Raw genomic sequence first — 14,210 nt, forward strand, 5'->3', positions numbered from 1 at the left:
TTGCTCTTTAGCAACCCTTGATTCTTCGCGCAATTGCTCAAGCGTCTTTTGCAGCCCAGACTTATCCTCTTTCTCGGTATCCAATGCCTTTTGCGTATCTTCTATCCGGCGTTGTAATTCCTGCTGCACCTGCTCATGGCTTTCCCGTGCTGAATCCAGTTCAGCACGTAATTTTTTTGATTGTTCATCTAATAATGCTAACTGCTCTTCGTAATGCTTGATCTGTCCCTTATATTTTGTATGACTACCAATTAATGCTTTAATCAACCCACTTACATCACTTGTCTGCCGAGTCAACTCTGTCATCACCTGCGAAAGATCAAGACGCGTTGTTTTAGTTTGTTCTTCCTCTTGCGCAAAAACTTCAGAGTATAATTGGGTATAAAACTCTTTTGCTCTCGATTCGGGTTGGGCGGCCTCTTTTAATTTTTCAAAAAGGAATTGTTTCGCTTCAGACGACAATGCCTTATTGTGCAATAGTCGACGTAGTGAAGGATTGAAGGGGTTTTCAGCCTGTTTAATCAACCATTCTTGATTCATTAAGAGAGCAACGATGCGTGCACGCTGTTGTTCCTCAGTGGCCTTTTTATAGTCGCTACAAATTGCATCCAATAATGACTCTGTTACTGCAAATTGCTGTGTAGGATTAGTTTGCGAATCTAAAAAATTTCTTAACGGATTAACTGGATGAGGATTACTCAATAAACGAACTAAGACCGTTGCACTTTCCTGCGGGATTATTTCTTTAAGGGTTACAATAAATTCGTTCAGGTAATCAAACTGGCGTTCTTCTATAATGTAATTTAATAGATTTTTTCCATTGTCGTCATTTTGGGTAAAAAACTGGACCCACTCGGAATCGGATAAATTTATTTCCTTCCCTAATTGGATCAATCGTGAAACGGCTGAAAAATTGCCATTTGCCGCAGCGATAGCCGCTGGATTTGGACTAACAGGTTGCTCTGGAATGAGGAATTTTTTACTGAGTTCAGGCTCTTCTTTTAAGGTATCCCACGCAATAATATCAGAAGTCGATTCGTTCTGTAGAAATAAGTGATAGGGAGACAGATCATCCGGCGGAAAAGCCATCCCTATTATTTCTTTAGCGGATAAGGGTAAGCTTGGATTTAATTCATTGTATTTTCTAAGTATTTCATTAAAGAATACTTTATTTCCCCATATAGCACACAGATGAAGTGCTTGATGAATCACCTTGTCATTTTTATTACCTGGTGGCAGGATGTGTAAAATAGCCGCAAGCTGGCCTGCATTGTTGTTACGTATGGCAATATGAAAGCAATTCGTAGCCCATTTAATATGAGGAACACCCTCAATACGGCCAGGCCCATATTCATCTAATAACAATCCAAATGCCTCTTCGGGAGTTGCTCCTGCGTTTTGTACTGCTTCAATGAGAGCATTGAACACTGAGGTCATTCCCTGTTCTGCAGCGTAATGCAGTAATGCCTCTTGTTTTACAAGCTCAATGAATGCAGGATTTTTTTGAGTCACTTTACTCAATAAAGTTAAAAGAATTTCTTCTTGTCCTTGTGCAATACATTCTTTTAATAGAGTACGTCCAGGTACGTGTTTTGCGAGAAAATTATCTTTAAAATCATGCTCGTCAAATGCTTTATCTAAAATCTCTGCCGCTTGTTTTTTTTGTGACATTGTGCTTGGGTAGGTGCACAATACACTTAATAAACTGTGTCCCGCTGTCTGTTGTAACAGATCATAAACTGAAAAAGTTTTTCCCTGCTCATCTTCTTTGAGAATGGATTGTAAAATCTCTAATTTTTGTTTAGATTGTTGATAAGTGATATCGTGTAGTTTTTCGTAATTTTGCAAGCACCGCTGTGCTAAATGGAGTTGTTCTGTTAATTGTTCCTTGGTTAGCCCTTCGCCACTCGCTACTGCTGTATGCACGGTGGTTAGTACCCGTCCTACCTCTTCGATAATTTGCACCTCAGGGCTTTCAGCGGATTTAACCTGTGCCTCGAGATCCTTTTTTAATTGCAAGAGTCGACGATACAGATGCATCGGTTCTCCCTCTCTTTGGTTAGAGGGAATGTACATAACCGCATCGGGTTTAGAATAGAATTCGCCACTTCTCATGTTTTCATCAGTGGCTAAATCATCGCCGCAGGCAAAAAACTGATTAAAATTTTTATTATTCACTACGGCCAGACCTAATGGTTCTTGTCCGTCTGCTTCTAAAATTCCAGGAACAATGTAATCAGAAACTGCTCGCCCTTTGACTAACGCAAAATAGGCTTGGCGATTACAAATACCAAACGTCATCGCGGTCAGAGCCCAATCATCCAAAGAAGGGTCATTAGCTACTAATTTAGTATTAAGCGCTGGCACCGGTTTACTGCCACCAACAGAGCGCAGTGTCCTTTCAGGGCCTAAAACTTTTGGGCTGATATAAGGGAGCGTACCATTGCGTTCGCCATGAAGGATTTCGAGTACTGGGTTAACGCCAAACGTGATATTGCCTTTTTCATCTTTAATGACGAAACGTCCGGAGGCATCCACACACTGGTTATCGTCAGACGTAAATTTAAGACCAGCGCCGAAAATTTCAGCAAATAAGCTTTCCACAGACGTTTCTTGTCCTTGGTATTGCCGAACAAACCCCCCTGTTGCCCAATCAATGTATTGAACTTGGTAACTTCCATCTTCATTTTGTTTATAAAGAAAATTTTCTGGCTTAATGTCATTATGCGAAAATTTCAAATGAGCTAATCGTGCTGATTCGGCCACAACCGCTTGCGATAATGCAATCATCTCTCTTAAATCATGCGCATTCTCTTCTTGTGCGAAGATCATTAGATCTCTTGGATCCTGAACCTCTTTTGTATATCGCCGTGTAGGATCATGATAAGCCATACTATTTTTAGCGTATTGATTTAATTTTTTATTCGCCGTGTCGGCAAACGTTTCACCTTTTGCTCGTGTTGTTAGAATACGGTATTGAACAGGCTTATGCGTCGCTCGATAGAGGCGGCCTTCTGGTCTGAGCTTATCATCAACAGTCCAAAGCCTCGCTCTTTCCGTTGCTTCAGAGGAATCTGCTTTCGTTGCTTTTAATAAATTCTGTAAAACATCAAACTCGATCCCAAAATGGGAATCATTTCGAGAGGAAAGACCTCTTGTCCGAGGATCAAGGCGGCTGGTCTTGGTAAAGGTGGGTTTTTCGGAAGGAATATACCCTTTTTTCAATGCCTTATTAAGACCTGTCAATAAATCTTCAACCTCTTTCACCGAGCTGTATTGTCCAACACCCAGCAATCTGGAGTGAGTGAAGAGCCGGTGTTTTTTCTTTCCTTCTCCAACATAAGCAGTGTCTAAACCTTCAAAAGGAGCAATGACTCCTCGACTTCCCCCGTAAGAAAAGACAAATTCTTCTTTTCCCGGCGGTTTAATCAACGAATAAGGAAGCTTCACATTCTTTAAATGGAGAATCACCTCTTTCTCTTCGCCAGAACGGTGACTAATTTTCACCGTGAGTGGAGAGGTATCGGAGTGTGGTATTTTGAAATGCACCTCCGCCATGGTCCATGGCCTAATTTCTCTGGCAATTTCCTTAATTGCTGAAAAATAAGCGGCTTGCTCTTCCTCTTTTAAAGCAGGTAGTCCTTGTTTTGTCCGTTCACTTAGACAAACCATTTCTTCAGCCATTAGCTGAATATCATTGTGTAGACGCTCGTAATCGGCTTCGGTCAGCTTCAGTGTCCCGGCCATTTCCAGGTACTCTTGATAGAATATTTCGGTAATTTTTTCTACCTTGACCGCTGTTTTTTCATCCGAAGCAAACGCCGCTTCTAAACGCATCAATTTTTCTTTTCGCTCTTGTGAAGAGGAGGCAAGTAATTTGGCTTTTTCAACAATCGGTTTAACGGGCACTGGTAATGCTTTTTCATCAAGCGTAGTTAATTGGTCAAACACGTGATCGACTTCGTTTTCGAGCCCTACAATTTTTAGAGCGATGCCGTATTTTCCGTCAGTGATGTTATCGAAGGCTTGCCTTATTTTTTCAGGAAATTCTATCTTTGCTTTGAGGTAGGGATAACAAAATTGTAATTCTAATAATTTAGATAAGAGTAATTGTTCACTGTTATTTAATTTTTTGTCGCTTACCCTGATGTTACTAATTGCAGTGACTTCTTTTTGTGCTACTTTTTCTTTAACTTTATTTAAGTCCTCAAGGTATTTTTTCCTCTGATCTTCTGGGATATGCAGGGAAATAATTTGCTTACCAATCTCCTCGAGCGTGTTTCCAGTAAAGGTATGACAAGCCATTTTTTCACTGATGGCATCCGAGCCAATAAGCATGGTGTAGGCCCCGGAACCAAAGCCTTTTTTCTCTACGATGTGATCGAGAAGTGCTCCTGCTATTGCTTGTGAATCTGCGGTTAATGCAAAAAGATGGACGCGTAATTTTCCAGATTCAGTAATCTCAACAATTGGTCTATCGAACTCATCCTCTAAACAATTTTTTATTAAATCGATGGCTGCTTCAATATCATTCCTTTCTTTAATAGGATTATGTCGATTTCCAGTCGGAAATAACGGTGCGGGAATATGGCCTCCGTTTGTGGTAATGACGTCTTTAATTTGAGTTAAGCTAAGGGATATTTCTTTCTTTTTTAGTGGGTTGAGATGATTAATTCTTTGTTCAAATCGCGTGAAATCATTAACCTTTACTGCTTCACGTTCTCCATTATTATTAATGTAATACAGCTCACGGGTATCGCTCCTTCTCTTCTGACCTTCGCTCTTTTTGATAAACAGGTAGCTATTTCGATAGTCCATGAGATTATCAGGTAACGCTGACATCAAATAGAGATTGCGCTCGAACTCGACGCGTCGATGAATGGCAGTTGCTAATGTAACCTCTAATTTCTGTTTGACTTGCGTCTTTTCCGCTGTCTCTTCCCTAGGTGCTTTCGCTCGTGAGTATTCTACCCTTTTATAAAACGGGGCACCGCTTAAAAGTTTAAATTGCCTATCGCGTTGAAGATAACGTCTTTCTGCTAATCCGGAGAAGAGATTGTTCACGACCTTACTTTCAGTAAAAATCTCCACATCCCTGATTTGTCCCCTTGCCCAAAATAAATCTCTTGCCGCATTTTTCTGAATTTTTAGCGCATATTCTCGCCGATCTTCTTGACCAAATCGCATTCGATTAAAGAGAAATTTTTTCTCGACCAAAACATCCATTTTTTCATCTTTGTCCCAATCGGTTGAGTCCGATATATTGAGCTTTTCTTCCACTTCAGCCAATAAATTAGCAATGGATTTTCCTTCTGTACTGCGATAATCACTTAGATTATCAAGAATGGATGAGGCGCCAACATCAGGCAACAGTTCGTTTAATGCGGAAAGAAATTTTTGGTATTCTGGGTAATTGGGTTCATGGCCTGAGGATAGAGCGACTTTCTTAGCTTTACTCCTGACCAACTCATAAACACCCATTTGAACTAACTTATGGCATTGGTCGCGTAATTGTTCGTCCTTCGCTGTATTGTAAAATAGGACTGCTTCCTTAATCATATCCAAAATGTTAGAAGAAAATAAAGTTTGCAGTTGCGATTCTTGTTCCGCTTGATCTAATTTAAACAGTACCTCGGTATACAAACGAGTTTGCAATGCTTTAATTTCAAAGGGCGCATCGGATAAGGTGTCTGCTAGATGACGAATATTACGAAACTTACTAGCAAAAGTCTTAATAAATTCTTCATCTTCAAGCGCTATTTTTTTCTCTTTACTAAGGCTTTCAACCCTCACTAATTCTTGGATAGAAACAATTTGACCAGCGATTAATTCGCATTTAGCTTCTTGTGCTTTCTTATAATTAGACAGGAGTTCATTGGCCTCTGAATTATCCGACATTGAATCGGGCAAAGCTTTCAAATCCGCTTGGATTTTCTCTAACTCTTTCAATAATTCATTGTAAGCATAGGAAAGTACAGTGTTTCGAATTAATTCCGCAGAATTATCTGAGAAATTGATGAGATTAATCCCATCAATAAATTTTTTGCAATAGGCCATCCAGAAAGCTCCAATCCAGCTTTTTTCATTATCTTTAATTTTATCTATTAATTCTTAAGATAAACTTAATCATTAACTCTAAAAGTATAGTTGCTCTACCTTATTTCGTGCTGAATGAGATGAACAACACATCAATTCCTGTTAAATAGTTTGCGAAATAGTATTGTTCTTTCCTCGCTCTTTCGCCTGATAAAGTAACTTATCTAATAAGGCTAATATCCTTTTTGTTTCATCTTTATTACTTGGTTTTATACAAATGATGCCAATACTTAATGTTATATTTTTATGTGGATTAACTTTTGAAAACTCTAAGCGTATTTTTTCACAAAAATCTCTTATTTCGTCCATATCCATGTTCGCTAAAATTGCAGCGAATTCATCCCCTCCTAAGCGGACTAATATATCGTTTGTCCGTCGTATCATTTTTTTTAATACTGTGGCGATTAAAATGAGGTATTCATCACCGTAAGGATGGCCATAAGTATCATTAATAAATTTAAAATTATCGATATCGATGAGAATAAGACTTAGAGGATATTTGTTCCGTTTTGCCCTTTGGATTTCACGTTGTAAACAATTATCAAAGTAACGTCTATTGTACAAACCAGTTAAAGGATCAGTAATTGATAGAATTCGTATTTCTTCATTAGAAACTTCTAATTTTTTATTAGAAAAAGATAACTGCTTGATTAATGAATCTTTTTGGCCACTTAACTGGAAAACTTTATTAATCAACTTATTATTGAGTTTAGCTGCAGTAGCAACCATGATGACAAACAATAAAAACATGGTTGCTAAAATTGCTCTGTCCAAATTCAATACAGCGTAATTATACAAAATTACAGGTATAAACATGGGTAGCAAATAAGCATAATAAGCAGGTAAGTAAGGGGCCAGAGACGCAGCTGCACCGGCTGACATACCTCCAAAAATCAGGATAATTATTGTCTCGTGAATAACCGAGATATAAGGAAGAAAAAGAGCGTAACTTGCGCCCCAAGTAAGTCCCATAAGTAATGTGAGTACTAAAAAAATAAGCACTGATACACCGTTATTGCTGCGGTAATCCTCCCTATTGAGCACGTGCTTGCTGTAGATCCACCTTAGCGTACTCACTAAGACGATGCTTAGAAACCACAATAAAATAAGAGACCTTGGAACTTTCTGAAAAAATAAATCAAAAGAGAGCAATCCCGCAATCAAGACATTAAAAGGGATCGAGCGTAGCGAATTGTCTAGCAGTAACTGATAGCTCTCAGAGTGTAGTACTTCTTGCCTTAACCACTTCATTATGTTTTTTAATCCATGATCTCCCTATTCATAGTATAATCCATTGAATGATCAAATTTTGATCCTAATGATTGTTACAAATTCGCTGTGAATTATCAAGAAGTTATCTAATCAATTTTCTTCCATTTTTAGCAATAAGCTTGATCAACCTGTTCGATTTCGGTTAATTCGATGCGATTTATTTTTTAATATTGACAAAAAATTTGGCAATATGATTTTTGAAAGCGAGATAAAAAAAACAAGCTAAACTTTAAATGGGGAAGTAAAATTGCTGAAATTAATAGGATGTTTCTACTCGTTCAGCTTGGATGTTAAGTTATGTCGGATCAAATCGAACAGTTCTTTAGTTCAAGCGCTTATGCAGTTATTGGTGCATCAACAGACAGAAAAAAATTTGGTAATAAAGTACTGCGTTGTTATTTGCAACATTATAAAACCGTTTACCCTGTCAACCCTAGGGCAGGATTTATTGAAGGTTTAATCTGCAAGAATAACATCAATGATTTGCCAAAGACTGTAAAAAGTATCTCTATCGTTACCCCACCCTCTGTCACCGAAAAAATTGTAGAGCAAGCTATAAAGAAAGGAATAAAAAACATTTGGATGCAACCGGGAGCGGACAGTGAAGCTGCTATCAAAAATTGTATTGAACACCATGTCAACATCATTGCTCAAGGCCCATGCATTTTAGTAGAGCTTGGTTTTGTAGAGTAATAAGGAAATCTCAAAAGGTCGTAAGTTGGGTCTACCAACCTACTTTAAATAGCTTGCACGTGAAGGCAAGAAAAGAGATTGAAATAAGTGATACTCCAGACGAAAAGCACTCTTATTTTTTTATACAGGTCTCATTAAATTTATCTGCAAACTCATCCAACTGGATTTGCTTGAATTGAGACGTTCCTGCAGTGGCATAAGAAGTGAATAATTGATTAAAACAAGCCTGATAAGCCCCTTGCTCGGGCATCTCTGAGCTCTCTTTTAAGTTCTGAAAATTGACATATTTTAGCTGGGGTTGAGTACCTAAAGTCACTTGATAAAAAGCCTTTGCAACACAACAAACAGCGCAAGCAGCCAAGTCCTCGTAAGCTTTTAAATGGGGAAAAGGAGTTTTTGAGAGGGCAATCAAATCATAAGCGGTGAGATTCACGCTAAAATGAAGCTTATTATTTATCTCCGAAACGGCTTGTACACCGCCATTACAACGATCTCCACCTGCTATATCTTGAATTTCAAGAGTATCTGGATTTTTTCTCTTCACTAAATAGATTGTAGAAAATTCTCCACTACCTCCCCCACTATTAATTGTGTAAAGCCAATACTGACCTTTCCCAGCCTTAAAAATTTTATAATAACTGTAGCCCTCTGCTGCATTTTGCGCATCTGAATTTTGCCAGTTGTAGCCAATGTAGCCTTTCGCAATGAGATGATTATTTTGTCCTTTCACGACATACTTTTCTTTCGTAAAACCGCAATTTTTTAAACTAATCCTTTTTGAATCATTTTCTCTATCAAAAAAACACAATGCATCAATGGGTTTACTATTGTACATGAGATCAACCGGAACAGTTGCAAAAACGACTCCTCCGGATAAAGACAGGATTGCGCTAAAAGAGCATAATTTAGTATTCATATTTTTTCCTTAATAAAGCAAGTCTTTTTTTATTCGATAAAATAGTATCCCTTTTGCATAGATAATCAAATTTACAATCCTATACCCTCATCTTTGGCGTGTATAAATAGTTAAGGAAAAGGAGAGGCTAATTTTACAGATAAATTAACGATAAAATTCATTTATTTCATTAAAAAATTCCTCAGGAACAATGCATTATACCTTCATTTTTATTATAAAAATAAATAAGTTAGATAAAAAATAAACTCTAAATTTGGCCCATCAAATAAGTAATTTTTAATCCCAAAAAAAATTTTTTTTCTACGCTATAATTAGATGGATGGATTATGCATCACAATAATGCATCATGAAATAAGGAGATTTATATGAAGATTAAATCAACAGTAGCCGGGTTAGTGGTTGCTGCTACTATGTTAGCAGTAGGACCAAGCCAAGCGGCGGTATGTACAACCTCGACATGTGGAGCATGGGCAGTACCAGCATCATTCTCAGGAACGGGCTGGAGTATGGTTCCCTGTGGAGCGGTTATCCAACCAGCTGTAACCTGGCAGCAATATACTAGCGGGCGTTATGCTCCACCAGTAACCGGAAGGAATACAATATTCCTAGGACTATAATTTCAGTATAGGAGTAACAAAGGTTTCTGTGGAACAAATGCCGAGAGTATCCTTGGTTGTTTAAGTGGATGATTCTTCTGGCTTTATTCCACAGAACCTGTCCTCTTGAGCACCTCAATCTCTTGAATTGATTTTAGGCTTTTAAAAGCCCCGTCAGGTCAACTGACAGAGCTTTTAATTGACACCTTATTTTTACTTAGCTGCCGCTGCTTTCTTTTCTTTTTCTTTGGCAATTACAGCTTCAGAGACACTGCTTGGACAAGGAGCATAGTGAGAGAATTCCATTGAGAATTGTCCCCGACCTGAGGTAAGCGTGCGCAGCGTACTGATGTAACCAAACATTTCTGAAAGAGGAACGTCAGCCTTAATGCGAACACCAGCTGCACTGGGTTCTTGCCCCAAGATCATGCCGCGACGGCGGTTTAAGTCACCAATCACATTCCCCACATCATCTTCGGTACTGTAAACGTCGACTTTCATAATGGGTTCAAGCAATTGAGGGCCGGCTTTGGGTATGGATTGTCGAAAAGCCCCTTTTGCAGCAATTTCAAACGCAATTGCTGAGGAATCCACAGGATGGTAAGCACCGTCAGTAAGATTAACAACAACATCCAATACCGGGAAACCTGCTAAAGTACCTGTGCCCATCATTGAGCGGAACCCTTTCTCAATTGCCGGAAAGAATTCTTTAGGCACATTTCCACCCACAACAGAGGAAATGAAAGTGAAGCCACTGTTGGGTTCTCCGGGAGAAATAGTGTAATCAATTTTCCCGTATTGCCCAGCACCACCTGATTGTTTCTTATGGGTGTAGCTATCTTGAATTGACTTGGTTATGGTTTCGCGATAAGCAACCTGTGGTTGACCTACTATTAATTCCACGTCATATGTACGTTTCAGAATATCCACTTTAATATCAAGATGTAACTCACCCATACCGCGAAGAATGGTTTCACCTGAATCTTCATCCGTTTCTACCCTAAACGTAGGATCTTCCGCAACCATCTTACCAATAGCAATGCTCATTTTTTCCGTGGCACCCTTGTCTTTTGGCGTAACGGCAATAGAGATCACTGGCTCAGGGAAAACCATCGCTTCCAGTGTACACTCGTGATTAGGATCACAAAGCGTGTGTCCGGTTCGAACGTTTTTCATGCCGATGATAGCTATAATGTCGCCTGCTTCAGCACTTTGCAATTCATTACGCTCATTGGCCTGCATCTCAACCATACGGCCGACTCGTTCCGTTTTACCCGTAAAGGAGTTAAGGATAGTATCCCCTTTATTTAGTTTACCTGAATAGATACGTATAAAGGTTAGAGCGCCAAAACGATCATCCATGATTTTAAATGCCAAGGCGCGGAATGGCTCATCAGGAGAAACGATCGCGAATTGACCGTTTGGCTCACCTTCAGCATTGGTCAAAGGTTGAGGGTTCACTTCATGAGGAGCAGGCAAATAGTCAACCACGGCATCCAATAAGAGCTGCATCCCTTTATTTTTAAAGGCTGAACCGCAATAAGTCGGGAAGAAGGCCAATTCAAGGGTACCTTTACGAATACAACGCTTAATGTCTTCTATTGAAGGCTCTTCGCCCTCTAAGTAAGCCATCAGCAAATCATCGTCCATTTCAAGGGCCGTTTCAATCAATTGGGCACGATACATTTCAACATCGTCAACCATATCGGCGGGTACATCCGTAATATTGTAATTTTCTGGCTGGCCCGTTTCGTCCCAAACATAGGCTTTGCGGGTTAATAAATCGACCACACCGACAAAACTGTCTTCAAAGCCAATAGGCAAAGTCATAATTAATGGATTTGCGCCCAATACTTTTTTGATTTGCTCGGTGACTTTCAAGAAATTCGCGCCGACACGATCAAGTTTGTTTACGAAGATCAAACGAGATACTTTTGAATTGTTTGCATAGCGCCAGTTTGTTTCTGATTGCGGTTCAACGCCACCAGAACCACAGAATACACCAATGCCGCCATCGAGAACCTTCAGTGAACGATACACCTCTACCGTAAAGTCTACGTGGCCTGGGGTATCGATGATGTTGAAACGCGTGCCTTTCCAGAAACAACTTACTGCTGCTGACTGGATGGTAATACCGCGCTCTGCTTCCTGCTCCATGAAATCGGTTGTTGATGCACCTTCATGAACTTCACCCATTTTATGGATTCTACCTGTAAGCTTAAGAATACGCTCAGTAGTGGTGGTTTTTCCGGCATCGACGTGAGCGAAGATACCAATGTTTCTGTAAAGGTTTAAGTCAGTCATAGCACTCTTATAAAGTTAATGGATAATAATGAATAAAAAATTGTCACATATTGTACAGGATTTTATCCTGATTTGCAGCAGAATTTATTTCATTAGGCTTTTTTTTATGATTATTTTCGTTTCGTTTACAAAAATAGTCGTGCTTGATTCATCAAAGATGAAATCCTTGAGCTAGGGACTTATAAAAAGGGGTCAAGCAACTTTTCAAAAGCTGCCTGACGGTTGAGATGAAAGAGGTCAGTTGGACATTCCAAGACTACAGATTACACTTAAGACGATTTAAATTCGCTCCTGCAGAGTCAACCACTGATGTTGGTGAGAATAAAATATAGTGATTATGAGAGTGAGGATGCTCCAGAGAACTTTTAAGTTCTTTTTGAAAATCTTTTAAATCACTTAGCTTTATTTTTTTTCCTGAATCAACTAAATCTTGAAATTCTTTAGCATCGGGATTTGCATAAAGCTCTCCCACTTCCGCCCAAAGTTTCTTTGAAACTGATGCCCTTAACTCTTTCCATACGGGAGTCAAATCAAATTTCAGAGACGAAAATAACCGTACTGACTTACGGAATTCCTCGAGGCTTTTTGGTTGAGTAAATTGTGAAAGGTATTCATTAGCAACCTGCTTAACAATCTGATCCCGTCTCCCTTCAATAGCCACATTCAGAGCTTGTTCCATAGGAATAAAATCACGTTGAGTTTCTTGATAAACAAAAATTTCACCGGTCTCAAATTTGTAAAACCATCCGTGTATGGCTAAATCACCCGAAGCAATTTTTTCTGCAACAATAGGATAAGTTTTCAAATGCTCAATCTGAACAAGGATATTCTGCTTAATAACCTCTTCTACTTTTATCTCTTTTTTTTCTGCTAATTTCTCTAATACCGCAGAGGAATGAGTGAGCCATGATGCGACTGTAGGCAATTGCTTTTTTAGGTCTGGTGTGATTAATCCTTTCATTGCGCCACAATCAGAATGCCCACAAAGAATAATATTTTTTACCTTAAGAGCGTTGACTGCGTATTCAATTGCACCAGCCTCACTTGAGATGGCAGTTGTTTCATGAGGTGGAATAATATTGCCCACATTACGTATAACAAACATTTCACCTGGCGCTGTATCGGTGAATAAACTGGGTACAATTCGTGAGTCTGCACAAGTAATAAATAAAATATCCGGATATTGTCCTCGACTTAACATCTCAAAAATACCCTGCATGTCTTTAAACTTTTCCTGATTAAATTTGCGAACACCAAGAATGAGCTTAATCAGCATCGTTTTTGCCTCCCTATTACAAACTAGGCAAAAAATACCCTATTATTTCATAATCATCAAGAGATATTTCAAATACGTTAAGAAAATTCCAGTTCATTAGGCATGACTTTCCTTGCTTTTAAAATTACAGTGTGTAAAATACCATCAATCTAATAAATAATTTATCTTGTGTCGCACAGAAGACCGAGATAGTGGAGGGCTGGTAACTTAAGAAAATTCTGAATCAATAAGCAAGCTATTGTTGAATTAGATATTTTTTAAGTTAATCAGTTTCCATCGAGCCTTAGGACATTTTTCCTCTCTATAAGTTCCCTAAGTTTTAAAACTGATTCACGAATATCCCCAACAGCCAATTGCCCCTATTAAAAGAATTGAAGGGCGTCGTCTTGCTTATTCCTTACTTAGGTGCCTTCAATCCCCATTGAAAGCAAGCTTAACTTTTTAAAAGCAGGTGACTTATGAGTTCCAATGGAAAGACGATAGACAATGTGCAAGTACAACTTGAGGCAATAAGGCAAGCAAGACATAAACGCTATGTCGGAGAACAAACCGCAGAAACGGCAAAACAATTATTAAGCTTCCTTGAGGGAATTAATGAAACCTTAATCCAGTACAGTTTTCCTTCGGATAGGAAAATTGATTTATTTGCCTCACAGCAATGCCATGACCAATACATTTGCGCATTAATTGACATGAGCTCAAAACTGAAAGCCTTTACAGCAAGCTATGAGGAATTAAAGGGTTATGAGATGCAATGTGTGATTTCCGCAATCGCCTCAACTCATGAAAGCGATGACACGATGGAATTAAAAAGAACACTCGTTTCGCTTGCACAACGAATCACGCTCTTAGGACAAGAAGTTGAGCTATTGCTCTCAGAGCAAGTCAATGCTCGGGACAACGAGAGAAGAGCGCTGGATGAAAGCATTATCTCTAAAACCAACTCCGTTAAAGAGAATATCAACTACCTGTTTTCCATGATTAAAAGGGCGGAAGTAGAAGCCGATACGCAGGATTTTATTTCCACAGTGACAGAGTCAGTGGCTCAAGAAGAGAC

Annotated in this window: 7 protein-coding genes and 1 pseudogene; 3 read left to right on the forward strand and 5 right to left on the reverse strand. The window is 39.0% G+C overall.

The genetic code is table 11. From position 1 onward, the window contains the following. Together B5D33_RS16060 and B5D33_RS16065 are read right to left on the reverse strand one after the other, a co-directional pair. Positions 1 to 6,057, reverse strand: a pseudogene (locus B5D33_RS16060) (hypothetical protein); the annotation flags it as partial. Between the two features lie 141 nt (positions 6,058 to 6,198). Continuing rightward, complete coding sequence (locus B5D33_RS16065; RefSeq protein ID WP_234802535.1) at positions 6,199 to 7,098, reverse strand: GGDEF domain-containing protein; 900 nt, start codon at positions 7,096 to 7,098, stop codon at positions 6,199 to 6,201. Positions 7,099 to 7,665: 567 nt separating this feature from the next. Here B5D33_RS16065 and B5D33_RS16070 point away from each other — a divergent pair. Further along, complete coding sequence (locus B5D33_RS16070) at positions 7,666 to 8,061, forward strand: CoA-binding protein (protein WP_058451700.1); 396 nt, start codon at positions 7,666 to 7,668, stop codon at positions 8,059 to 8,061. Between the two features lie 112 nt (positions 8,062 to 8,173). Here B5D33_RS16070 and B5D33_RS16075 read toward each other — a convergent pair whose 3' ends face one another. After that, positions 8,174 to 8,977 (reverse strand): hypothetical protein, encoded by an 804-nt coding sequence (locus tag B5D33_RS16075; RefSeq protein ID WP_058451699.1) that lies wholly within the window; start codon positions 8,975 to 8,977, stop codon positions 8,174 to 8,176. A 365-nt stretch (positions 8,978 to 9,342) separates the two neighbouring features. On the opposite strand from B5D33_RS16075, the gene B5D33_RS16080 reads away from it, so the two are divergent. Beyond that, a complete protein-coding gene (locus B5D33_RS16080; RefSeq protein ID WP_058451698.1) occupies positions 9,343 to 9,594 on the forward strand; it encodes a hypothetical protein in 252 nt (83 codons plus the stop codon). A 192-nt stretch (positions 9,595 to 9,786) separates the two neighbouring features. On the opposite strand, the gene fusA is transcribed toward B5D33_RS16080, so the two are convergent. Beyond that, the gene (gene fusA / locus B5D33_RS16085) at positions 9,787 to 11,877 is read right to left on the reverse strand and encodes an elongation factor G (RefSeq protein ID WP_058451697.1); all 2,091 of its coding nucleotides are present in this window, start codon (positions 11,875 to 11,877) and stop codon (positions 9,787 to 9,789) included. 256 nt (positions 11,878 to 12,133) lie between these two features. Further along, a complete protein-coding gene (locus B5D33_RS16090; RefSeq protein ID WP_058451696.1) occupies positions 12,134 to 13,153 on the reverse strand; it encodes a carbonic anhydrase in 1,020 nt (339 codons plus the stop codon). Between the two features lie 458 nt (positions 13,154 to 13,611). Between B5D33_RS16090 and B5D33_RS16095 the strand changes: the two genes are divergently transcribed. Continuing rightward, on the forward strand, positions 13,612 to 14,210 hold a 599-nt coding region (locus B5D33_RS16095; RefSeq protein WP_139364757.1), incomplete at its 3' end, for a hypothetical protein.

Origin of the sequence: Legionella maceachernii (assembly GCF_900167045.1) — a bacterium.
Taxonomy (GTDB): domain Bacteria; phylum Pseudomonadota; class Gammaproteobacteria; order Legionellales; family Legionellaceae; genus Tatlockia; species Tatlockia maceachernii.

What these genes read in the sequence shown, in the direction of transcription:
- B5D33_RS16070 (WP_058451700.1), top strand. Translation starts at nt 7,666, where the DNA reads ATGTCGGATCAAATCGAACAGTTCTTTAGTTCAAGCGCTTATGCAGTT.
- B5D33_RS16075 (WP_058451699.1), bottom strand. Translation starts at nt 8,977, where the DNA reads ATGAATACTAAATTATGCTCTTTTAGCGCAATCCTGTCTTTATCCGGA.
- B5D33_RS16080 (WP_058451698.1), top strand. Translation starts at nt 9,343, where the DNA reads ATGAAGATTAAATCAACAGTAGCCGGGTTAGTGGTTGCTGCTACTATG.
- fusA (WP_058451697.1), bottom strand. Translation starts at nt 11,877, where the DNA reads ATGACTGACTTAAACCTTTACAGAAACATTGGTATCTTCGCTCACGTC.
- B5D33_RS16090 (WP_058451696.1), bottom strand. Translation starts at nt 13,153, where the DNA reads ATGCTGATTAAGCTCATTCTTGGTGTTCGCAAATTTAATCAGGAAAAG.